We start from the raw sequence: 23,888 nt of genomic DNA, 5'->3' as shown, positions 1-23,888 counted from the left end.
AGGCTTATTTGTCATGCCCATTTTTATTTCAGAATTTTTCTCAAAAAACTATTGACTTTTAATAGTTAGTCACCTCTTGGTCAAAAGAAAGGGACACGCGTCCCTTTTCTTTACTTTTGAATCATATCTTCATAGATGAATTGTGCGAATTCATATAGCCCCTCTGGTAAACGTGGTCCTTGACGATTGATAATGTCTTCATTAACAATATGAACCTTTCCTTCTTTAACTGCGGTTAAATTCGTATAGGGCTCTGTGGCTATAAATCCTTCGTACATCCATTCTCCTATTAAGATAATTTCTGGATCATCCTCTACTAATTTTTCAGCACTATATGCCCAGCCCGTCGCATCTTTTGCAACATTATTTCCTCCAGCTAACTCAATCATTTGGCTAACAAAAGTTTCACCCGTTGCTGTATAATCACCCATATCACCATATGAAACAACATAATAGACAGACGGTTTTTCTTCTATATTAGCTAATGCAGACGTAGTGTCTTCTACTGAATCTTGCATCCCTTTAACTACGGCTTCAGCTTCAATCTTACGATTTGTAACAAGACCTAATTTCTCAATAATAGAGTATACTCCTTCAAAGCTTTCAGGCTCGTATAAAGCAATAGTCTGAACGCCAGCATTATTTAACTGGTTGGCAGCCTCTTCAGAAAAATGAGTTGATACAATAACGATGTCTGGATCTAACTCAATAATCAATTCAATATTAGGTTCCATTAACGAACCTATTTCAGGTACCCCCATAACTTCTGCTGGATAATTACAGAAGGATGTACGTCCAATCACTTTATCAGCGGCACCAATCGCATATAAGGCTTCTGTAATATTGGGAGCAACAGAAACAATTGACATAGGTTCTTTTTCAATGGTAAATTGACCACCCATAGTTTCAACTGTTAGTGGATATGTAATGCTTGTATTTTCAGATGATTCTTCAGTTACTTCTTCTATTACAGGCTCCTCTTCAGTCTCCTTAACTATTTGATTACTATTTTGATAGGCGTCCTCACCCACACTCTCGTTGTCACTACTGCATCCTACAAATGTTAACATCAATATGAGTATCATTATTGATATAAATAAACTTTTTAACTTCATTTGCTTACCTCTCTCTCTAAAACTTTTAAAAATTGAATGTTATGAGTAGAACCTTTTACTGCTATTCTAAAATACTGTTGAGACAGATCGCGAAAACCATCAGGTGTGCGAATAAGATAACCTGCCTCGATAAGATTTTCTTTTAATCTATAAGCATCAAAATCATTCTCTAGCTCAACGAGATGAAAAATAGTGCTGGATTTATACACTTTAATACCATTTATTTTTTGAAGTACCCTGTAGCAATAGGGGATCTCCTTACTGATAGTTTCGTTAGTTCTAATCATATAGTCTCTGTCTTTAAAAATAACCTTTGCCAACTCTGCTGCTGTATTCACTTGCCACGGACCAATCCCGGCAGCTAATTTATTTAAAAGCCTTTCATTACTGGTGATCATATACCCTAGCCGTATACCTGGTAATCCAAAGTATTTTGTTGCTGCACGACTAATAATTAAACGCTTATACTGCTTGTAATTCTTCATAAGGGTTGCTTGAGGGTTTAGTGATAATTCGATAAAAGCCTCATCAACCAGCAAATATCCGCCTTTTTTTGTAATATGAGCTATTAAATTCTCTAACCTATCCTTAGATAGTAAATTACCCGTTGGGTTATTGGGATTACAAATGATAACCAACGTCTCTTTTTCTACTCGTTCTATAAGTTTCTCGTCATCAAGATCATAATAGCTATGATTTCCTTCTATTCCTTTGGTTAAAGGTATTACCTCAAAGGGAACCCCTGCCTTAACAGCAGCTTTTTCATATTCCGAAAAAGTGGGTGCTAATGTAACCACTTTATGAAAACCACACTGTATCACCTTATGGATAAGTTCAACAGAACCGTTGTCCACTAGTATATCCTTTGAATCAACTTCTAAATAAGAACTTAAAGCCTTCTTTAATTCATGATAACGATAATCTGGATATCTTTCAAATTCATATATCCCCTGTATAAGAGCTTCTTTAAATGAATCTGGAATACCTAATGGATTAATATTTGAGCTATAATCTAAAAGCTTTTTTTTATAAGCATATATATTTGCACCATGGTCATACATATTTTTCTTCCTTCTATATAGTAATTAGCTGTGCTTAATCAGATTTTATGAATAAGTATATTCAACTTACTAATTATACAGCTTCTTATTTATTAATACTCATAACAGTACAGTGACCAACCTCATCTATTTGCAATTCGCTATAACACCCTTGCCTGAAACCAAAATGCCAAAACCCTTTAGCTTCCATTCCTAACAAATAGGATAACATGAGACGTAAACACCCTTGATGTGATACAATCAAAATATTACCTTTTTCCTCTGCTGACATTAAATCATCTATGAAATCCTTAATGCGATCATAAACGTTTAGGAGACATTCTCCTCCAGGGGGGGCTGTAGCTTCATAGTCATTACAAAATTGAACCCAATGCTCAGGATAGTCCTTTTCAATGGCTTTATAATTCAAGTTTTCCCACTGACCAAAATTCATTTCCATAATCCTAGAATCTATTATACTCTTTTTCTGATGACCGAGGATTATTGTAGCTGTGTCATAAGCTCTCTTCAAAGGACTACTGAAAGTCTTTGAAAAGACTTTATCATTTAGTTTTCCTTTGACTTCATCGGCTTGTTGGATACCTTTTAAAGTCAAGTTACAATCTGTGTGACCATAATAAACACCAGATTCATTGAGCTCACTTTCACCATGTCTAACAAAATAGATATTTAGCATAATTCACCTACCAGATATATTGACTTAAGGTTACCTTGCTATAATTACAATCATGAGAATGAAACAAAGGATTTCTAGCAATTCATTTGCTGCTCCTAAGGTATCTCCAGTCATACCATCAATCTTTTTATAGATATAGTTTCTATAGAGGTATGACAAGACTAACATGATGCATAAGATGACCAAGCCATTCCATTTTAATGAAATAAAAAAGATGCTTCCACCTAGAATTAATGCAATGATAACAGGCCATCTCGTCATATGATTAAGATACATGGACGCTAAACCTTCTTTTCTGGCATACTTAGATATACCCAGTAGTAGAGCTACGCAAGTCTTAGCTCCAATAGGTGCTAATAATAAGGCCCATAGGATATCAACTTCCAGTAAAGCATATAAACATATAAATCTTAGCCCTAAGTCAAAGATAATTGCCAGTACACCATTGGTACCCACTCGACTATCTTTCATAATTTCTAGCATTCTATCCTTCGTACGACTGGAATAAATACCATCACAGGTGTCAGCAAGCCCATCTAGATGAAAAGCTCCCGTCACCATAGTATTCGCCAATAAAACCATAGCAATAGCAATATAATCTGTTGTTACCTGTTGAAACAAATGAAAAACCAAAACATTAATCAGACCAATTATACCTCCAACCAGTGGATAATAAGCAACACCTCTAGCAAAAGAATCTTCCTTTACTTCAATGGTAATGGGTATAGGTATACGGGTTAAAAATTGGAGTGTCAATATAAAATGTTTCATCTTTTCTTCCTCACATCTTCTTTCTATCTTTTAATATAGAAGACTAACTAAGTGTTTTTACTACCTTATATCAATTAAATAATCTGTATCTAACTCAATGTCCTTGAATGTCCCCATATGGTCCATCATGGCCATAGCTGAATCTATTATAGAAAAGGCAAGGGGACATCCCGTTCCTTCACCTAAGCGCATATCCATTAGTAACATCGGCTCCATACCCATTTCTTTCATGATTCGTTCATATGCAGGCTCTAATGAACTATGGGATGGTATCATATAATTTTTAGATATGGGTGATATCTTAAATGCAGTATAGGCCGCTGCTGCTGAAATAACGCCGTCAATGACAATAGGGATTTTATAATATGCTGCTCCTAGAAAACATCCTACTAAACCAGCAATATCTAATCCTCCCACCTTCGCTAGCGCATCAATAGGGTCAGAAGGGTTAATGCTATGGTAATTTAATGCCTTTGTAATAATACTTTTTTTGTTGATCAGCCCCTCATCAGTCAATCCCGCTCCTTTTCCAACTGCTAAGTCAGCAGAACATCCTGATAAAGCCATTACAATAGCTGCACTTGTTGTGGTATTACCAATCCCCATCTCACCTGTTCCTAATATCTTATACCCTTCGTCAACTAAATCTTTGACAATATGAATACCTACTTCGATGGCTCTAACAACCTCATCATGAGTCATAGCAGGCTCTATAGCCAAATTACGTGTACCTTTTCTAATCTTTCTTTGGACAAGTCCAGGGTAGTTAACATCTGATTTAATACCGATATCAACGACTCTCAAATCTGCACCTGCTTGTTTAGATAAAACACTTATACCAGCTATCCCTTTGAGCATGCTAATGGTTTGAACAGCTGTTATATGCTGAGGTGTAATGGCAATACCTTCATCCCACACGCCATTGTCCGCTGCCATAACTACAGTACACTTTTTATCCAATTGATTATGGATACTTCCTGTTATACCAGCCACTTGAATGGCTAGTTTTTCAAGTTTGCCAAGACTACCAATGGGTTTAGCTAAAAAATCAACACGACTTTCAGCATCCTTTAGCACTTGTTGGTCTAAGGGTTGAATTCCTTTTAAAACCTTCTCCAATGTTTGCATATACATCCTTCTTTCTTTATCTTCAATTTGTTAATGCCGAAAGCATGGAGGGGAGCCCAGCTCATTGAAGTTTATTATAGAGCAAAAGTAGCTACGCTACGTCTTCCTTTGGAAGTTTGTATCGTTAGGAAAGTGACACGTCACACTTTCTTACACTAAAAAACACACTCCTAAGGGAGTGTGCATCTTTTAACCAGTATAACTAGGTTATGTGTTAACATTTAATCCTCTCTACCTCTCCCTCCGAAGGCGAAAGTTTCAGTCGACATGGCAGGTTTCCTGGCTCTGGGCTTTATCTACTCTCCAACCTTCTCAGCAGTTGCCAATGGTTATATGGATTTCGTCTCCCAATACAGTAGCGGGGGCTGCAACGGCATCTAACCGTTTTCCCTTTTATCCCTTAGAAGGGCACCCTGTCGATTATTTTATTCAATTATATTCATGACACATTCATTATACACCTAGTCTATTTAATATTCAATAGGACAATAGAGATTAATTCAATTTCAAATTAATTTACTAGCCTTCTAAAATTTTAATATAAACTTTTCTGTTTCTAGGTCCATCAAACTCGCAGAAATAGATACCTTGCCAAGTACCTAATAAGAGTTTATTATGATGAATGATAACTGTTTGATTAAAGCCCATCATACTTGATTTAATATGCGCTGCTGAGTTACCTTCCATATGATGATAGCCATCATTAAATGGAATAACCTTATTAAGTTCATATAGCATGTCCCTTTGGACATCTGGATCAGCGTTTTCATTAATAGTCACACCAGCTGTAGTATGGGGGATAAAAATTTGACAAAGCCCTTCTTCGATTCCTGACTCATTAACAACCCTAGCCACCTCTCTTGTTATGTCCACAAATTCAGTCTCTTTATTAGTTGTTACCCTTAGCTCTTTTAGCATTCTTCCACCTCACTATTTAGGATTCTTCCTCAATTTCATGGCGTTGCTTTCTTGTATGCTGACGCTCACCAATAGTTTTTTCATAACCTTGGTCCGCTGGCTCATAATAATGCCGTCCTACTACTTCATCAGGTAAATATTGTTGTACCACATAATGATCCGGATAATCATGAGCATACTTATACCCTACATGACCAAGTTTTCTTGATCCTGAATAGTGGGTATCTTTTAAATGTTTAGGTAATGTAACCACTTTTATATCTTCAACATCTTTGTAGGCACGTTTAATGGCTACATAAGATGCATTACTTTTAGGAGCACTGGCTACATATGCAACAGCTTGAGACAAAATAATCCTTGCTTCTGGCATCCCTATAAAATCGACGGCTTGAACTGCTGATACAGCTACTTGCAAAGCTCTTGGATCAGCATTACCAACATCTTCTGATGCGCATATAACAATTCGACGTGCAATAAATTTAATATCTTCTCCAGCATAAAGCATCCTTGCTAGATAGTAAATAGCTGCATCTGGGTCAGACCCTCGCATGCTCTTAATGAACGCTGAGATCGTATCGTAATGGTTATCACCATCTTTATCATAACGTACCGCTCTTTTCTGAATACACTCTTCCGCAATCTCTAAGGTTATAAGAATTTTTCCTTCTTCATCTTTATCTGTCGTCAGAACACCTAATTCAATGGCATTCAATGCTGCCCTTGCATCACCATCTGCAACGTTGGCAATGAAATCCAATGCTTCATGGGTAATAGAAGCATTAAAACTCCCTAACCCCTTTTCCGTATCCTTTAAAGCTCGTTCCACTAATGCTTTGATATCTACATCATTTAAAGGTTCCAAACTAAAAAGCCTAGATCTTGATAGTAGTGCGCTATTCACTTCAAAATAAGGATTCTCAGTAGTAGCACCAATGAGTATAATCGTTCCATCTTCAACAGAAGGTAATAATGCATCCTGCTGTGCTTTATTAAAACGGTGAATCTCGTCTATAAATAAAATAGTCTTTCTTCCTGTCATACCCATTGTGGTCTTGGCATCGTCTATAACTTTATTAATATCTTTCTTCCCAGCTATAGTAGCATTCAATTGTCTAAAATCCGCTTTTGTAGTATGGGCAATAACCTTAGCTAATGTGGTCTTGCCTGTTCCAGGTGGTCCATAAAATATAATGGAGCTTAACTTATCAGCTTTAATAGCACGGTACAATAACGTGCCTTCACCAATAATATGCTCTTGCCCAACTACTTCTTCTAATTGAGTAGGTCGCATCCTTGCAGCTAAAGGTGATTCCTTTTCTAAACTCTTTTGTCTTGTATATTCAAAAAGATCCATGACTCATCCTCCGTAACCGACTATAACTTAATCATATTATACCAAACACATGTCCGTATGTCTATTATTGAAGGCATCAACTCGTTTCATCTAAGCTGAAATTGAATGAAGTGCAGAAAAGGACTACTCACCGAGATAGTCCCTTTAGATTTCTATATGAAGTTTGATATTCCACTACAATCGTGATGCATTCATAATGACAGGTACAACTTGTTTTTTGCGTGAAAAAACCTTTGGTAGGAACTTACTTACTTCGTTTCTTTGGAACTCAAAGGCATTCTCAACAATCCATCTTTCAGACCCTACTGCAACAAGTTCTGTTCCTTCACTAATAATATTGGTTACCATCATAAGAACCAGGTCAACCTTGTCTTTCTTAGCAAAGTCCTCCATTTCATCTACAACTTCTGATTTGACATAATTAAAACCTTCAAAGTCAGTTGTATTGATTTGTGAAATGGCAACTTTGTATTTACCAAGTGAGAACTTCTTCATATCCCTAAAGATTAAGCTTTCAGCAGATTCTCCCTCTAGAGTGGTGCCGGCAGTAATCATCTCCATGCCATACTTATGAAGATCCACATCTGCAATGTTCGCTAACTTATGAGCAATACGTTTATCTTCATTTGTGCAAGTAGGTGAATGAAATAATAAGGTATCCGATAGAATGGCGCTTAACATAATACCAGCATGTTTTTTATCAAATGGTATCTCTCTTTCTTCATGTATCTTTGCAATAATAGTACTTGTACAACCTAGGGGTTCCGCTCTGAAATAAAGAGGCGCCATGGTATGAATATCCGCTACACGGTGATGATCAATGATTTCAATGATCTCTGCTTCCTCTATCCCTTTAGCAGATTGCCCCTTTTCATTATGATCCACAAGAATAACTTTCTTACGGTTTATCTTAAGCAAACTACTCTTTGAGATAATTCCTTTAACATAACCCTCTTTATCAATCACCGGAAAACGGCGGTGTTTGGATGACAACATATTATCCTTAACTTCATCAATATAATCATCCATATCAAAATACTCTAACATATTGGTGTTAACCATGGTTTTCACAGGTATGGCTTGTGACATGAGTTTTATTATTTCAAAAATACTATATTGAACGGATAATACAACTCCATTATAATCCTCCGGTATATTAATGGCTTGATGCTGGTGCAAACTTTCAGCTACAATAATTAGACCTGCTCCAGATTGATATACTTTTTTCTCTAAACCATCATCTAATGTATAGATGACAACATCGTTTGATGAAATAGCTAAATCTGTCAGTAGCTCCGCACTTGTATAGACATTACCTTCAACTTCTTTACCCTCAATATCACCTACTATAATCGTAGCATCCAATACATTTCTGATATTCTTAAAAGGTGTTTCTGTAATATTTAATAAAGATTTTCCAGCTAACCCCATATATGCAGGTGCAATATCGGATATGGAGATAATGCCTGTGAATTTATTATCCTCATCAACGATAGGTATAATATGACCCTTCTGTGAAATAATAAGACTGAGAGCTTTTTTTAAGGTATCGTCTTCTTTTAAACTTTGTATATTCACTAAATTGAGATCATTAACTTGTGGATTTAATGTTTCAATTAAGACGGGATCATCAACCCTAAAATAATTAAGTGCAAATTTTGTTTCCTTATTAACATCCCCTAATCTGGCCGCAACAACCTCATCATAACCCATTTGCCTCTTTAAATTAGCATAGGCAATAGATGAGCAGATGGAATCCGTGTCTGGATTTTGATGGCCAAAAACATATAATGGTTTTTTCATTCCCTTTACCCCTTTTTATACCCCCATCCTATAGATCTTTTGGATAAGGTAATCATCTTGTATACATATTATATCCAAAAACTCAAATATGTAAAGTAGTTTTTGATTCCTTCTATATGTAATCTTCTTAAATCTTATTATATCATATTATTAATAGCAGTATTTGAAAATCTTTCTCATTAAGCATTGACAAATATATTATTTTAGTATATAGTAGTTCTAAATAGAACCACTATATTTGAGAGGTAATAAAATGGACTTAATTCATGGATTAAAAAATATTGGTTTCACAAAGCAAGAGGCTATTATTTACATAACCTTGTGTCAAAACGGTGAACTTAGCGGCTATGAAGTGGCTAAAGTGACAGGTATTAGTCGCTCTAACGCTTACGCATCTCTATCTACGCTCGTAGAAAAAGGTGGTGCTTTGATTGTTGAACATTCAAAAACTAAATATATCGCCACTCCTAAAGAGGAGTTATTAAGTAATATTAAAAGAGATTTTGATAAAACCATTAACTACCTTGATGAGCACTTGGACTTTTCCCCGATCTGCCATGAACCTTACATCACTGTATTAGGTAAAAAGAATATTCATGATAAAATCATCAACATGATTAACTTAGCAGAAATGCGGATTTATATTTCTGCAGATCATGAAGAGCTTAACTTATTTGCAGATGAATTAATGGGAGCTAAAGAGAGGGGTTTAAAGGTTGTCATCATAACAAATGAAGATTTTCCTTATAGTTCAACAACCTATATGGCAAAAAATATGATCCAAGATAATTTCAAAATGATTGTGGATACAAAGGAAGTCATTTCCGGTAAACTAATATCTTCCTTTGAAGCACTTTATTCAAAAAATAGTACTCTAGTCAATATCATACGTGAAGCTTTTATAAATGAAATAGAATTGATTACCATGCAAGATTAAACAAAGGTAAATTTTAAGGAGGTAAACTCATATGCAATACGCTTTTAATGAAGTAACAAATACTAACCAATTTTATGGTAATACAACCCCGATTGAACTAGTTAAGGAATTCGGCAGTCCTCTATATGTCTATAATGAAGCCATTCTTCGTGAAAGATGTAAAGAGCTAAAATCCCTGATCAACTATGATAAGTTTACTGTTAACTACTCTGTTAAAGCTAACGGTAATTTACATCTATTAAAAGTTGCTCGAGATGAAGGTTTAAATGCTGATGCCATGTCACCTGGCGAAATCTTCGTTGAATTAGAAGCTGGCTTTACACCTGATCAGATACTTTACATAAGCAATAACGTATCTGCTGAAGAAATGCAATATGCCATTGATCGAAACATTACTGTTAGTGTGGATTCTCTATCACAGCTAGAGCTATACGGTAAAACTAATCCTGGAGGTAAAGTATGTATCCGTTTTAATCCAGGTGTAGGTGCTGGTCATCATGAAAAAGTTGTAACCGGTGGTAAAAAGACAAAATTCGGTGTAGATCCAGCGCTTATCCCCAATGTAAAAGCAGTTTTAGAAGAATATGATCTTAAACTTATTGGTATTAACCAACATATCGGCTCTTTATTTATGGACAGTTATAAATACATTGAAGGTATCAAAAGCGTCTTAGCTATTGCAGAAAACTTCGCTGATCTTGAGTTTGTGGACTTTGGTGGCGGATTTGGTATACCTTACCGTAAGCAATACGGCGAGAGACGTTTAGACCTTAATGAACTTGGTACACGTTTAGAAGAAGTGATCAAAGATTGGATGAAACGATACGGTAAAGATATTACTGTTAAAGTTGAACCTGGTCGTTACATTTCTGCTGAGTGTGGTGTTCTTCTCGGTACTGCTCATGCAGTTAAACACAATTATGGTATGAAGTATGTTGGTACAGATCTTGGCTTCAATGTACTGAAACGCCCTGTTATGTACGATTCACATCATGATGTTGAAATCTATCGTGAAGAAGGAGCTGCATCTGGTAAAGAAGAGGTTGTTAATATTGTAGGTAACATTTGTGAGAGCGGCGACATCATCGCTAATCAAAGAAAGCTTCCAGAAATCTTGGAAGGTGACATCATCGGTGTTTTAGATGCTGGTGCCTACGGTTACTGTATGAGTTCTAATTACAATAATCGATTACGCCCTGCAGAGGTTCTTATTGACCTAGAAGGTAATCCAAGACTTATAAGAAAAAGAGATACCCTTGAAGATCTATTGCGAGGATTTTAATCTATATACTGAAAGCCCTCATTAAGTTAAAGTACTGAGGGCTTTTTAACTGATGTAACTCAAATCCAATTCTAATCTCTATAAAAATGCTAATGCATCCTTTCATTATTTAACACTTACCATTATACGTTTACAATACTCTATGAATCCAAGTTTTTTATATAGAGAGATTCCATCTGGTGCAGCTCTCAACGTGGCTGATTTTATCCCCTTTTCTTCTAAATCTTTAAGAGCTGCTTTGAGAATAGTTGTACCCAATCCCTTTTTTCTATATTCTTTCAAAGTTGCAACAAATTCTATTGTTCCTATATCACCATCAGTAATTGTCATGCAAACAGTAGCTGGAATCCCTTTATAGGTAGCTAACGTTAAGCATACATTATCTGCAGAAAAAATATCGTAGAATTGCTCAAAGCTCATGATCTCAATACCAAATAAGGCTACATTAATAATGTCAACCCACTTTTTCAACATCATTTCATCTGTTACTTTCATGACATCCACCCATTGGTCAGCTATCTCTTGAGACTGTTCCTTTAAATCCATCACCATACATAAAGATGCATCATCCAATTTAAATCCATTACTGACAAGATTGTGAGCTAAATTTTCCGGTGCTGAACATGGTGTAATAAGTATATTAGGCGGCAGAGATCCCTCCACCATTTTTTCTATTAAATCATTCACCTTTTTATCCCTGTCATTAGAATCAATCAATATATTAAAGATCATGGCAGGTCCATCTTCATCGTTGGAAGATACCCACTCCACTCCTTCGTTATCGTTATGTAATGTCAGGCCTCTTGCTCTAGCTAATGTTCGCCAATACATGTTAATACCTTTTTGAATAACTGAATAGTAATAATGATTATCCATCCTTTTCATTCCCTTCTTCATTTATAGAACTCCTTATGATTTATGTTGTACCCATATAGAAAACTCAAACTATGATCTTACTGTAAACCGATAATAAATGCATCACATTAACAACTGTATTGCGAAGATACACTCTTGGTGACCAGTTAATACTGTTTTCACAGGCTTAATCATAACGTTGCTACCAAATAGTTCTTTGAATAATGGTTCATAGAATTTGCCAGCACAATAGCAATAATCCATTGTTATGTATTCTTCTGTAGCATATACTAGATCACAATGACATCGTTGAGCTATTACACTGTTCCCCTTATCATAACCTCCCCCACAATCACATGCATATAATTTTGTGATGTAAATGATATGATTATCTTCGTCATACCTTATCTTCTTACCGATAACTCTCTTTTCATTCATTGTTATTACAAAATCTCTTATACTTGAAGAAGACGCTAAAATCTTTTTAGCCTTCTCAATGGTATCTCTTTGAATCTTACAAGGACAATAATCACCAAATATGGTCTTCAAATCACAATCAGACTCATTATTAAGCTTATTTATAAACTGCCTCATCCAATTTTCTGTGCTTTTAGGATTATCTCTGAAGATTATTTCTACCCCCTCCATTAAAGTCTTTCTTTTGTCTACACCATATTTTTCATCCAGTAAAGAAGCTATCTTTTTAAATTTTTGTTTCATTTTCTTCCCCCAATTTTATATACTAAAAAATCCTCAAATCAATTATTCTTTCTTCTCTTATATACAATCTTTTACAAATTAACTTTTTACTATTATACTATAAAATAGAAGCAAATGCTTTAACATAAAATGCTGTTTTTACAGGAGTGAGATAGTGAAGAGTAAGCATATTAAAGAACATGTGAAAAACACCATAGAATTTATAGATGGGAACATAGATAAGCCTCTTTCCATAGATGATATTGCAGCTAATATTTATTTATCAAAATATCACCTTCAAAGGTTATTTAAATCCATAACGGGAAAAGGGTTAATCGAATATACACGATCACGAAAACTTACCGAAAGCCTATACGAACTTGTGAATTCTGATAAGACAGTGGCTCTAGTGTCAAAGAAGTTTGGTTTCAAATATGAACAGTCCTATACAAGAGCATTTAAAACAGAATTTTCCCTATCACCATCTGAATTCAGGCAAAACCCCAAGTCTGTCAATATTACACCCAAAGCAGATATCTCCTTACTTACTGAGCTTGAAAATTCTGTTATTATCAAACCTTTTCATATTTTTAGACCATCTTTTACACTTGGTGGCATACTTAATAAAGTAGAACTAAGGGAAAATGAAAAAAACTATAAAGCTACTAATGTAGCCATTGATTTTTTTTATAATCATCGTCAACATTTAACGAATGCTATAAATCCACACATCTATTATGGTTATACCTACTGGGATACTACTAGCAATGAATATACATATTACTTAACTAGTCTAGAGATAGATAACCAGAAAGAACTACCTAAGGATTTTGAATCTTGTACTGTACCAGCATCCAACTATTCAGTTTTTCGATTGATTGGATTTTTTCCACCAGAAGAATTAACTTGGAGACATCTAGTTGATATCTGGAATTTTAAGGATGATTATTTACTAAAAGAAAAACCTTTAAATAGAAGTACCCATTATCAATTTGAATACATTGATATGAGCATTTGTAGAGATGATTATTGTGAATTAGATTTGTATATTCCCGTAGTATGATTAATTAATATTGTAGTTCATTAATCGTTCACCAATCCTATAATAAGAAGGTAGCACAATGCTACCTTCTTATTATTGCGATTCCTTAAGAGCAATATAGGTTTGACTAATGATTGATGGGCAACATAAATCCAAATTCAACACCTTCAGCCGTATTCCTTGCAAAACATTGACCACCATGTTGCGAAATAATCTCTTTCGTAATGGCCAGTCCTAATCCCAAACCTTTCTTTTTATTATCCTTGCTTTGATAGAAAGCTTCCCAGATCATACCGACTTCTTTTTCTTCAATCTTAGGTCCTGTATTGCCTACAGTTACTTGATAAGCACTTTCTTCTTGCTTTACTCTAATAAATATCTGGTCATTTTCTGTAACGTGCTTCAAGCTATTGCTAAGTAAATTACTTACTGCTTGTTCTAGCCGAATAGGGTCCCCTACCATATGCATTGGTTCTCTAGGTAAGTCAATAGTAAATTGAATAGCTGGATTCATCGTTTCTTTAAATTTGCTATAAATTTGATTAAGCAGTACTCCTAGGTCCATTTCCCTTTTTTTCATGCGAAAACTGCCTGATTGATGACTAGCCAGATCCAATAATTCCTTTACCATGGTACTCATTCGTTGTATTTCCTTTTTAATAATCGTATAGAACCCTTCCAATTCATCTTGTTCAGGTACTCCATCCTCGATAGCTTCTATATACCCACTAGCAATAGTTAAAGGTGTTTTCAACTCATGTGACACTTTGGCTACAAATTGCTTTCGCATCTTATCTAAATTTTTTTCCTTGGCTAATTCTTCTTCCAGTCTAAAAATAGTCTGCTCCAGTTCGCTGGCTAATTGATTGACACTTTTACCAAGTGTACCAATTTCATCTTCTCTACTTCCCATATACTTGAGTTTAAAATTAAGATCAGACATAGCCTCTGTAATGTTGGTCAGTTCTTCAATAGGCTTTGTGATGTTTCGGGCAAGGAAATAAGTTAGTATGATGATGGCTAAAGCCATAATGAGAAATATACCTAGAAGTAAAGGTTGCATAATAGCTACTGTCTGCCCTATAGGTTTCAACGTTTCAGTTATTAGTAAGGAGTAACCATCATTGAAGATTTTATAGTACACTAATAACTGATAATCTTCAAAGTTTAAATCAGCTATTCCCCAAACCCTTCCCTCCTCCTGCTTAAGTTTTGGTTGCTTATTCATATGAGAAGATAAAATTCTATCAACATCAATTCGGGAGAAAATAGAATACCGCCTGGTGGAATAAAGAATTCCATTCCGCTTATTCATGATCATGTAGTTACTCGTATCAAAAGCAGTTGTACGCTCTAAATATTCTATAAAAGCTTCAGTATCTAACTCATCATAATTCTTGGCTAGCTCATCGCCTTTGGCTACTATTTGATTGGTCTTTTGTAGCTCAAAGTAGGTTTGAGATACTAAATCCAAAATAAGGTATCCTCCAAACAAGGTGATACCTAATATGACTAAATAGCCTATAAAGATTCTTTTCCTTAATGTAATTTTCATATTACACCTCTAATTTATAACCGTAACCACGCATGGTTCTTAACTTTTCTTTTAATGAAGGGCACTTCTTACGTAAGCATTTAACATGTGTATCTACAGTTCTTTCTCCTCCTTCGTAGTCTTTGCCCCATACAAGATCTAAAATCTGTTGGCGGCTAAAAACCTTATCTTGGTGATTAATAAAAAATAATAAAAGGTCATACTCTCTTTTAGAAAACTCTAAGTCTTTACTATCATAAAAAACCTGGCGTGCCTTGGTATTGATCGTAAGTCCAGCAACTTCTAGTTGATCTTCTAAAGACTGTTTCTTGATTCGCTTTAGCATGTTTTTGATACGTGCTAAGAGCTCTTTATTACTAAAAGGTTTTGCCATATATTGATCTGCTCCAAGGTCAAATCCCATAACCCTGTCTTCTTCTTCACTACAAGCTGTTAGTAAAAGGATCGGTACATCACTCTCTTCTTTTATTTTCTGACACACTTGCCATCCATTTAATTTAGGTAACATGACATCTAAAATAATGAGATCAATCTCTTCATGGTTTTGCCACAGGTCCATTGCCACCTCACCATCTTCGGCTTCAATAACTTCATAGCCTTCACGTATCATATACCGAGAAATCAATTTTCTAATAGCCAATTCATCTTCAACTACCAGTATTGTAATACCTCTCACACTGCCACCTCTATCCATAACTTAACGTGGTCAATGGACTGCCTCACAAATTTATACAGAGACAGCCCATAAACACTTTTTTCTAAATCTTATCAGGTTAGATACCCTATTTCAAGGGTTCCAATTATCTTTTTATCATCTCTCTAATATCCGCTCTTCTTTCTTGGCGGTTTTCACGACGCTCTTTTATTTTTTCAACTCGCTCTTCAGTAATTTTTCCTTCTGCGATGGCTTCATCAATTTTTTCTTCCATCTTTGCTTCTTTAACTGCATCCCACTCTTCTGGGTTGGCTCGGTAATATTGAACCTTTTCAACCATCTCTTCTGTGATTTTACCCTCTTCGATGGCTTCTTCAATCTTCTCTTGTAGCTTTGCGTCTTTCACAGCTTCCCATTCTTCTGGATTTGCTCGGTAATGCTTAACTTGCTCAACCATCTCTTCTGTAATTTTACCTTCTTCAATAGCTTCTTCTATTCTTTCATCTACTAATACTTGTAATTCGTCTGGGTTTTCTTTGTAGTAAGCAATCTTTTCTCTTAATTGTCCTCTTTCAAAATCATCATGTTCACCATCAGCTAATGCAAACCATCGTAATAGATTTCTATCATTATCTCTTATCCTTTGAACTATACTTATTTGATCCTGTTCTCTCAATTCATTTGCTTCATGAGCACTTACTGTTACTGTCATTAACATTGCACAACCTAATACTAAAGCTAATTTTTTCATTTTCATAGTCATATCCTCCTATATGTCAGGTTTTTACCTGATTCTTTGATTTTTGAACTATTACATCAATGTAGTTATAGTATAAATCATCTATGTGATAGTATTTTGATAACCCTGTTAACATTAAGCAACAATACGACCATCCTTTACATGAATAATTCTCTCTGCTTTTTTTGCCACCTCTAAGTCATGTGTAATCATGACGATGGTATGTCCTTTCCTATGAAGTTGTTGCAATAAACCCATAATAGCATCACTTGACTTCGAATCCAGATTACCTGTTGGTTCATCGGCTAATACAAGTTCCGGCTCATTAATTAAAGCTCTCGCAATGGCAACTCTTTGCTGTTGACCTCCTGACAGTTCCACAGGCTTATGATTGACTCTTTCTGCTAAGCCTACTTTTCCAAGCATTTTATATCCTTGCTCATAAGCATCCTTTCTACCTTTCCCTTGGATAATGGCAGGTAATGCTACATTATAAAGCGCTGAATACTTGGATATAAGATTAAACTTCTGAAATATAAAACCTATATGATCATTTCTCATTTTAGATAGATCTTCTTTCATTTCAACACTTGTGTTGTTGAATTTATATTCTCCTTGATCTAAAGTATCAATTCCACCTAATATATTCATTAAAGTAGATTTACCTGAGCCGGATGGCCCTAGTATAGCAACAAAATCACCTTTATGAATGTCCAATGATACATCTTTAAGGATTTGAACCTCTTGCTTTCCCTGATAATATGACTTATATAATCCTTTAATCTCTATTACTTTTTCCATCCTTTAGCCTCCTAATAATCTTAGTTGTTATTGCTTTACTCCATATTTAGTGCATCAATAGGCTTCATATCTGCTGCCTTCTTCGCTGGATAGAAACCGAAGATTGTCCCAGTTAATAATGCAAAAGCCATTCCTAGTAAAACACCTTCAATACTTGGTGTATATCTTAAGCTTGTTAACATGAGTATAGGGTAGATTAGATAGCTGAATAATGCTCCTATACTCCCCCCTATTAAGCTTATACCTACAGCTTCAATTAAAAATTGCAATAGGATATCTTTCTTACTGGCACCAATACTTTTTAAAATACCTATCTCTTTGGTTCTCTCTTTAACAGATACTAATAAAACATTCATAATGCCGATTCCTCCAACTAGGAGCACAATAATGGATACACCAGTCAACAGGGAAGACATGGTCTTTTGAGATTGTTTTGCAGCTTCTAACTGTCGACCTGCATCATTAATGGCTATGCCTTCAATACTCCCTTTAACTTCTATTAAAGCTTCTTCAATAGCTGAGATCGCTTCTTCAACATCATCGATTGAAAGTGCCTGAGCACTGATCATCATAGTCCCCTTCGTTAATTCCTTAGCATCCATAGTTGTAAAAGGCATAAATATCTTTTGATCGTAGCCCCCCACTCCAGTTAAATCGCTGGATGCTTCAAGTATACCGATTATTGTATATTCTTCTTTCCCTAATACTAAGATAGATCCTATTGCTTCTTCTAAGTTTTCGCCGTAAAGTTCTTCTGCTTTACTAGCTCCAAGTATAATAGCTTGCTCCTCATTAGTAATTTGTTCTTCTTCAAAACCTTCACCCATGTATATTCCCATATCATTAATATCAAAATACTGACTGTCAACACCTATAAGACTTACATTATTAATCTCTTCACCATTTCCTAATGAAGCGCTTCCACTTTGTGATATACCTAAATTTTGTATACTATCGATTTGTTTCAACACTTCTAAATCCTCACTGTTTAAGCTTACTATTTCCTCTCTGCCAAATGTTTTGGATCGAATTAAAATCGTTTCACTACTTAAATCACTAAATTGCTGACTAATTTCATTACTACTTCCTATACCGATACCTACAACCATGATGATCGTACAAGTCCCGATGATAACACCCAAAGAAGTTAAAAATATTCTCGTTTTGTTTTCTTTTATATCCATCCATACTGCAAATAAAATCTCAATTAATTTCATGCTGTCACCTCTCTCAAATTGATGAGTCTATCTTAACAAAGTAATGTGTTCATAGTTTGATGAAACTTTAAATAACTTCTATAACATCATTGTATTTTTTTCCATTTATGTATTTGAGTTTTAAATTTAAGGTTATAAAAAGCTTTTCTAAAAACTGTTCACAATTTATTCATATAACTATCATCTAGTTCTCACAGTGGAAAAGTATAGTAATTCTTAGAGAAAGGAGTTGTCATATGCAAAAAAAAGAAAAGCAATCAAAAAAGGTGTTTAAGAAGAGTTTTATCATTATTTTTATTCTATTAGCTATCACTTTAATAGGTGTTTATAGGTATTACAATACTCAGAGTGCAGAGGCTGATGTCCTGCAAGAATATACCTCACGAATAGGTGATATTAAGATTACATTCTATGGCGACGGGGAGGCAGATCTTCCTATAACTAATGTGGACTTTGTAATTAACGGGGAGGTTAAAGATATTCTCGTTGAAGAAGGTGAAGAAGTAAGCATTGGTGACTTATTAGCTAAACTAGATGCAACAGAATATGAAAAAGAATTACAACTTAAAGATTTATCCTATCAACAAAGTCAACTTAACTATGAGATTGCAACTGGTGATGATCTTCTGGAATTAAAGCAAGATATGGATCAGGCCTATAGAGATTATGAAAGTGCTAAAACAGACTATGAACTGCAAATAAAAGAGTTAGATAAGAATATTAGTGATCTTGAATATGATCTGGCTACATTAGATTCTGAATACAGTCTTATGCTGAAAACTGAAAGTCAATACTCTACAGTTGAAATGGAAGATAAAAAGAAGTTGCTAGATGATACAAAGCTTGAATTAGATGAGACGACTACTAACTATGATTACTATGTGACTCAGTATGAGAATACACTTCTTGAAGCAGAGACAACATATGAGAGTTTAAAAAAATCTTATGATCAGCTTCTCAGCGGCGAGTCACCTGATCTTAAAATGAAAGAAATCGACTTAATCAATGCTGAAATAGCCTTAAATGAAGCCCAGGAAGATGTTGCTCATACGGAACTAACCTCTCCCGTTGATGGTAAAGTACTATACATATCAAAGGATTTAGGTGAAGAAATCATTATAAGCGGTTTCAAAACTGATGAAGCTGAAGCAGGAACAGACCATTTTATAGTTTTACAAAACGCTGAAAATCCTACCATTAATACAGTCATCTCTGAAATCGACTTAGTTAATATTTATCTTGATCAAGTTGTGGATGTAACCTTTGAATCAATCGAAGATGTTATCTTCAAAGCCAAAGTACAAAGCATGTCATCTCTTCCTAATATTGATAATAATGGTATTGTTTCATTTGATGTTACCGTTGAACTGACAGATTCAGAAGCTATGGATTCTTATAGTGAGCTTATTAAAAATGGTATGTCTTGTAGTCTGGATTTTATACTCAAATCTGTAGAACAAGTTATTCAAATACCTGTTGATGCTGTTTACGTTGAAGATGGTATTCAGTATGTTGATGTTAAAGGTGAAAGTGGTACTGAAAAAAAACAGATTAAGACTGGTCTAACAGATGGCAAGTATGTTGAAGTTACTGAGGGACTAGATGTGAAAGAAGTTGTCCTTTATTAAGGATTGACAAGGTGGTGAATGAATGAACATCAATGAACTAATACATGCAGTATTATTGAATATCAAGGAAAATAAATTCAGGGTCTTTTTAACCTCATTAGGCATTATTGTTGGTACCTTTACCATTATCATGGTAGTCGGCATTGGCATGGCAAGTACTGAAGCCATTAATGAGCAATTTGCAGACCTTAGCGCAGAAACAATCATGATCAGAGGGGGCATGAATAGAGGTCAGAGTAGCACCGTCAACTTAACATTGGAAGATGCTGAAGCTCTTAAAGAATTATCAGCCGTTGAAGATATAGCCGTCTCCATTCAAGGAAACTCTACACTATCTTACGGAACTAATCAAGTGACTTCGTCTGTATTAGGTGTCAATGAGTCCTATCTAGATATTAATAATGGGAATTTAATAGCTGGCATTCCATTTACAGATGAAGATAGTGATAAAAGGCAGAAGGTGGTTGTGTTAGGTTATACTGCAGCTGAAGATTTATTCGGAGACAATGTAGTGGATAGCCTTGGACAAAAAATTAAAATAAGTGGTAGAAATTATGAAGTTATCGGTGTTTTGGAGCAATCTGGTGATACTTCTGGTTTTAACAGCAGCGATAGTGCTGCTTTTGTCCCCTATGAAACAGCTGCATCCTATGTGGTTAAATCCGAAAGGGTCAATATCAACGCACAGGCAGTAGATGTTGACTCAGTGGATGCAGCTATGTCAGAAATCGAAGAAATGTTAGAAGAAAGAAAAGGTGATATAAGCAGTATCATCATTACTGATGCTGGGCAGCAATTAGAGGCTGCAAAAGAATCACAAAAGACTATGACATCTTTATTAATTGGTGTATCCGGTATAGTACTCTTAGTTGGTGGTATAGGGATCATGAACGTGTTATTAGTTTCAGTTAAAGAACGAACGAAAGAAATAGGTATTTTGAAAAGTATTGGTGCAACAAAAAAAGATATTATGCTTGAATTCTTATTAGAATCCATAATCATAAGTTTAGCTGGAGGACTAATTGGTGGTCTGATTAGTCTATGTGTCTATCCTATAATGAGCTATACAGATCTTCAGTTTATACCCTCCATACAAGGTGTACTTCTCGGTTTAACTTTTTCAATTGTTACAGGAACCTTCTTCGGTTATTATCCTGCCAAGAAAGCAGCTGAGTTAAAACCAATTGATGCTTTAAATTATGAATAGGAAGTGATTGATCATGAAAAAAATAATGTTTCTAGTTCTGCTAATGAGTTTTCTACTTACAGCATGCAGTTCTGAAAATGCTGAAGATACAGCTAGTACGGCTACCCATCGTTTTACTGGAGAAGTCACCGAAATCATGGGAAATGAAGTTACTGTTGAAGGTATGACTATGAATCTCCAAGAGATGGAGGAGCGAAAAGCTCAATTCCAAGAAGGTGGAGAACAGATCAATAGAGAAAACGCAGAAAATATGGACCAGGAAAATCGGGGTCAAGGCGCTGGACGAAACATCCAGACTGAAACCTTAGTGACTACTATCCCCATTGGCATCAATATAGTCGAACTCCAATATGATGACGAAGGTAATGCTATTGAGGGAGAAGCTAGTCTTTCAGATATAAAGAAAGGAAAACGGATTATAATTTCCTATAACGAATCCATCGATAATATCGTTCATGTCTCCATTATTGACAATGAGAATATGCAACAAGGTATGGGGGGCTTAGGCGGTATGAGAGGCATGATGGGCGGAGGTGGTGGTAAACGATGAGAAAAATTATCGAGATGAAAGACATCCATAAAGCTTATCAGATGGGCACTCAAAGTGTTAAGGTCTTAAAAGGAGTTAGTTTGGATATCTATGAAGGTGAACTTGTGGCCATTTTAGGTCCATCTGGCTCAGGTAAATCCACTTTAATGAATATACTAGGTTGTATTGATACTATGGATTCGGGTAGTTATTATCTTGATGGCGAGGACATAGACGATCAGACAGATGATGACTATTCTTATATAAGAAATCAGAAAATAGGTTTCGTTTTTCAGAAATTTAACTTAATTAATAAATATACAGCTCTTTACAACGTTGCACTGCCACTGATCCTAGGTGGCAGTACAAAGGATGAAGCTCTTGAAAAAGCTGAAGAGACATTGAACTCAGTAGGCTTAGGTGATAGAATGCATCATAAACCTTTAGAGTTATCCGGTGGTCAGCAGCAAAGGGTTGCAGTTGCTAGAGCCTTAGTGAATAATGCTAGTCTGATTTTGGCTGATGAACCAACAGGTAACCTTGATTCCACTACTGGTGAAGAAATTATGAACTTATTTTCAGAACTCAATGCCCAGGGTCATACCATCCTTATCATTACACACGATTTAGAAATTGCCAATCACGCAAAAAGAATTATTCATGTTAAAGATGGCATCGTTCATCTTTGATTTTATATAGGAGGTCTATACATGTCAAAACAAAAAAACAGTGGTATCTTGTTCATAATTAAATACCTACTTATTACCTTCTCTATCATAATCAGTTTTTCCTTGACTTCTTTAGCAGAAGAAGTCAAAACTATATCCGAAGAAGAAGCTATCGCCATCTACTTAGTGAATAGCTATGATGTACAAAAAATCAAGATAGAAAATCAATTGCTATCAATGAGTTATGAGGACTCCAAAGAAAATCTAGGAGATCAATTGAACGAAGTAGAAGCTAGTTTAAAGGATTATGAAGAAGCCAAAGAAGATGATTCTGATGATGAACAGGATTTAAGGGACATTTATTATAAGGAAGCTTTGAACTATGCTAATCAAGAAAAGCAGTTTCAACTATTAGATTTTGATTTAATTACTCTTGATGAGCAGGAAACATATGCTATCAGTCAGGAGATAAATACTCTAAGAGAGGAACTCTATGATTACTATTTACTAGAACAAGATCTAGCACTTCAAGAAAAGCAATTAAGCATTAGCAAGCAAGAACTGGATTTAATCACTGTCCAGTATGAACTAGGTATTGTATCTGAATTAACTGTAATGGAAAACCAATATGCCTATGAAGATCTCATCTTGAAAAGAGATCTTACACAACATCAAATTGATTTAGCAAATGAGGCACTAAAAATAAAATTATCTCTTCCTGTTGAAAATACTTATGAATTTGAAATAGCTCTTCCTACAACTCAATTTGTTGAAGAGCTTTCTCTTGAAAACATGCTAACCTATTACAAAACCAATAATATAACCTATGTAAGACAATTGGAAGTAGTTAATGCAACCAATGATTATATGACTTACCTTCAAGGAGTCTATCCTGATAACAGTATTGATGAAGATTATGTTGAAACCTACTATAACTATCAAATTGACCAAATTAATAATGAAGCAAACTTAACCAATAGCATCAACCAAGTAATCAATACCTATTATAACTATCAGTCCAAAAATAAATCATTACTAAATACTGAAGCTGATGTGGCTTCTGCCTTAAAGGAATATGAAAATGAAATAATTGCTTACGAAAGTGGTCAAATAAGTTTATATCAGTTAGATCAGGCTGAATATTCTTATCTTCAAACAATTAAGACCTATGAGCAATCCGTTATTGATTTAAATAACAGTTTGATGGAATTATTATTATTGATCTACGAAGAGTAAGTCAGCTTTTAG

Annotated in this window: 23 protein-coding genes and 1 riboswitch; of the genes, 8 read left to right on the top strand and 15 right to left on the bottom strand. The window is 35.1% G+C overall.

The annotated features are described in order from the left end of the window. Positions 1 to 110: 110 nt before the first annotated feature. The 8 genes from C1Y58_RS23895 to C1Y58_RS23860 form a co-directional block, all read right to left on the bottom strand. A complete protein-coding gene (locus C1Y58_RS23895; protein ID WP_105619554.1) occupies positions 111 to 1,115 on the bottom strand; it encodes an ABC transporter substrate-binding protein in 1,005 nt (334 codons plus the stop codon). Continuing rightward, the gene (locus C1Y58_RS23890; protein WP_105619552.1) at positions 1,112 to 2,176 is read right to left on the bottom strand and encodes a pyridoxal phosphate-dependent aminotransferase; all 1,065 of its coding nucleotides are present in this window, start codon (positions 2,174 to 2,176) and stop codon (positions 1,112 to 1,114) included. Before C1Y58_RS23890 ends, C1Y58_RS23895 begins: the two co-directional genes overlap by 4 nt. 85 nt (positions 2,177 to 2,261) lie before the next feature. Continuing rightward, positions 2,262 to 2,852: an alpha-ribazole phosphatase gene (gene cobC, locus C1Y58_RS23885; protein WP_105619550.1), complete on the bottom strand. Its 591-nt coding sequence runs from the start codon at positions 2,850 to 2,852 to the stop codon at positions 2,262 to 2,264. A 30-nt stretch (positions 2,853 to 2,882) separates the two neighbouring features. Further along, positions 2,883 to 3,623, bottom strand: a complete 741-nt coding sequence (gene cobS, locus C1Y58_RS23880) for an adenosylcobinamide-GDP ribazoletransferase (protein WP_105619548.1) — start codon at positions 3,621 to 3,623, stop codon at positions 2,883 to 2,885. 60 nt (positions 3,624 to 3,683) lie between these two features. After that, on the bottom strand, positions 3,684 to 4,751 hold the full coding sequence (cobT, locus tag C1Y58_RS23875) for a nicotinate-nucleotide--dimethylbenzimidazole phosphoribosyltransferase (RefSeq protein WP_105619546.1): 1,068 nt from the start codon (positions 4,749 to 4,751) through the stop codon (positions 3,684 to 3,686). A gap of 252 nt (positions 4,752 to 5,003) precedes the next feature. Then, positions 5,004 to 5,182: riboswitch (cobalamin riboswitch) on the bottom strand. Positions 5,183 to 5,270: 88 nt separating this feature from the next. Continuing rightward, positions 5,271 to 5,669, bottom strand: coding sequence for a secondary thiamine-phosphate synthase enzyme YjbQ (locus C1Y58_RS23870; RefSeq protein WP_105619544.1), 399 nt, complete (start codon positions 5,667 to 5,669; stop codon positions 5,271 to 5,273). 16 nt (positions 5,670 to 5,685) lie between these two features. Next, positions 5,686 to 7,023 (bottom strand): replication-associated recombination protein A, encoded by a 1,338-nt coding sequence (locus C1Y58_RS23865; protein WP_105619542.1) that lies wholly within the window; start codon positions 7,021 to 7,023, stop codon positions 5,686 to 5,688. Positions 7,024 to 7,197: 174 nt separating this feature from the next. After that, positions 7,198 to 8,826, bottom strand: a complete 1,629-nt coding sequence (locus tag C1Y58_RS23860; RefSeq protein WP_105619540.1) for a putative manganese-dependent inorganic diphosphatase — start codon at positions 8,824 to 8,826, stop codon at positions 7,198 to 7,200. 253 nt (positions 8,827 to 9,079) lie between these two features. Here C1Y58_RS23860 and C1Y58_RS23855 point away from each other — a divergent pair, with 253 nt between their 5' ends. Together C1Y58_RS23855 and lysA are read left to right on the top strand one after the other, a co-directional pair. Further along, a complete protein-coding gene (locus C1Y58_RS23855; protein ID WP_105619538.1) occupies positions 9,080 to 9,763 on the top strand; it encodes a TrmB family transcriptional regulator in 684 nt (227 codons plus the stop codon). A gap of 31 nt (positions 9,764 to 9,794) precedes the next feature. Beyond that, on the top strand, positions 9,795 to 11,045 hold the full coding sequence (gene lysA, locus C1Y58_RS23850; protein WP_105619536.1) for a diaminopimelate decarboxylase: 1,251 nt from the start codon (positions 9,795 to 9,797) through the stop codon (positions 11,043 to 11,045). 105 nt (positions 11,046 to 11,150) lie between these two features. On the opposite strand, the gene C1Y58_RS23845 is transcribed toward lysA, so the two are convergent. Both C1Y58_RS23845 and C1Y58_RS23840 read right to left on the bottom strand, forming a co-directional pair. Next, the gene (locus C1Y58_RS23845; protein ID WP_105619533.1) at positions 11,151 to 11,942 is read right to left on the bottom strand and encodes a GNAT family N-acetyltransferase; all 792 of its coding nucleotides are present in this window, start codon (positions 11,940 to 11,942) and stop codon (positions 11,151 to 11,153) included. An 81-nt stretch (positions 11,943 to 12,023) separates the two neighbouring features. Further along, complete coding sequence (locus C1Y58_RS23840) at positions 12,024 to 12,620, bottom strand: hypothetical protein (RefSeq protein ID WP_105619530.1); 597 nt, start codon at positions 12,618 to 12,620, stop codon at positions 12,024 to 12,026. Between the two features lie 154 nt (positions 12,621 to 12,774). On the opposite strand from C1Y58_RS23840, the gene C1Y58_RS23835 reads away from it, so the two are divergent. After that, positions 12,775 to 13,662, top strand: a complete 888-nt coding sequence (locus C1Y58_RS23835) for a helix-turn-helix domain-containing protein (protein WP_105619528.1) — start codon at positions 12,775 to 12,777, stop codon at positions 13,660 to 13,662. Between the two features lie 106 nt (positions 13,663 to 13,768). Here the strand turns inward: C1Y58_RS23835 and C1Y58_RS23830 are convergent, their stop codons facing one another. The 5 genes from C1Y58_RS23830 to C1Y58_RS23810 form a co-directional block, all read right to left on the bottom strand. Then, the gene (locus tag C1Y58_RS23830) at positions 13,769 to 15,196 is read right to left on the bottom strand and encodes a sensor histidine kinase (RefSeq protein ID WP_105619526.1); all 1,428 of its coding nucleotides are present in this window, start codon (positions 15,194 to 15,196) and stop codon (positions 13,769 to 13,771) included. A gap of 1 nt (position 15,197) precedes the next feature. After that, positions 15,198 to 15,872 (bottom strand): response regulator transcription factor, encoded by a 675-nt coding sequence (locus C1Y58_RS23825; protein WP_105619524.1) that lies wholly within the window; start codon positions 15,870 to 15,872, stop codon positions 15,198 to 15,200. 124 nt (positions 15,873 to 15,996) lie between these two features. Beyond that, positions 15,997 to 16,608 carry a hypothetical protein gene (locus C1Y58_RS23820; protein ID WP_105619522.1) on the bottom strand — a complete coding sequence of 204 codons (612 nt, stop codon included), beginning with the start codon at positions 16,606 to 16,608 and terminating at the stop codon, positions 15,997 to 15,999. A 117-nt stretch (positions 16,609 to 16,725) separates the two neighbouring features. Further along, the gene (locus C1Y58_RS23815; RefSeq protein ID WP_105619520.1) at positions 16,726 to 17,391 is read right to left on the bottom strand and encodes an ABC transporter ATP-binding protein; all 666 of its coding nucleotides are present in this window, start codon (positions 17,389 to 17,391) and stop codon (positions 16,726 to 16,728) included. Positions 17,392 to 17,426: 35 nt separating this feature from the next. Continuing rightward, positions 17,427 to 18,608: an ABC transporter permease gene (locus C1Y58_RS23810; protein ID WP_105619518.1), complete on the bottom strand. Its 1,182-nt coding sequence runs from the start codon at positions 18,606 to 18,608 to the stop codon at positions 17,427 to 17,429. A 236-nt stretch (positions 18,609 to 18,844) separates the two neighbouring features. On the opposite strand from C1Y58_RS23810, the gene C1Y58_RS23805 reads away from it, so the two are divergent. The 5 genes from C1Y58_RS23805 to C1Y58_RS23785 are packed head-to-tail and all read left to right on the top strand — an operon-like array spanning position 18,845 to position 23,876. Continuing rightward, positions 18,845 to 20,236 (top strand): efflux RND transporter periplasmic adaptor subunit, encoded by a 1,392-nt coding sequence (locus C1Y58_RS23805; RefSeq protein WP_105619516.1) that lies wholly within the window; start codon positions 18,845 to 18,847, stop codon positions 20,234 to 20,236. A gap of 22 nt (positions 20,237 to 20,258) precedes the next feature. Next, positions 20,259 to 21,443, top strand: coding sequence for an ABC transporter permease (locus tag C1Y58_RS23800; RefSeq protein ID WP_105619514.1), 1,185 nt, complete (start codon positions 20,259 to 20,261; stop codon positions 21,441 to 21,443). 13 nt (positions 21,444 to 21,456) lie between these two features. Further along, the gene (locus C1Y58_RS23795) at positions 21,457 to 21,993 is read left to right on the top strand and encodes a hypothetical protein (protein WP_105619512.1); all 537 of its coding nucleotides are present in this window, start codon (positions 21,457 to 21,459) and stop codon (positions 21,991 to 21,993) included. Further along, positions 21,990 to 22,661: an ABC transporter ATP-binding protein gene (locus C1Y58_RS23790; protein ID WP_105619509.1), complete on the top strand. Its 672-nt coding sequence runs from the start codon at positions 21,990 to 21,992 to the stop codon at positions 22,659 to 22,661. Before C1Y58_RS23795 ends, C1Y58_RS23790 begins: the two co-directional genes overlap by 4 nt. A gap of 21 nt (positions 22,662 to 22,682) precedes the next feature. After that, complete coding sequence (locus tag C1Y58_RS23785) at positions 22,683 to 23,876, top strand: TolC family protein (protein ID WP_105619508.1); 1,194 nt, start codon at positions 22,683 to 22,685, stop codon at positions 23,874 to 23,876. The last annotated feature ends 12 nt before the right edge of the window (positions 23,877 to 23,888 follow it).

This window comes from Vallitalea okinawensis (genome assembly GCF_002964605.1).
Lineage (GTDB): Bacteria > Bacillota > Clostridia > Lachnospirales > PQDH01 > Vallitalea_A > Vallitalea_A okinawensis.
The sequence above is the reverse complement of the archived record's forward strand: the minus strand, read 5'-3'. Positions and strand labels throughout refer to the sequence as shown.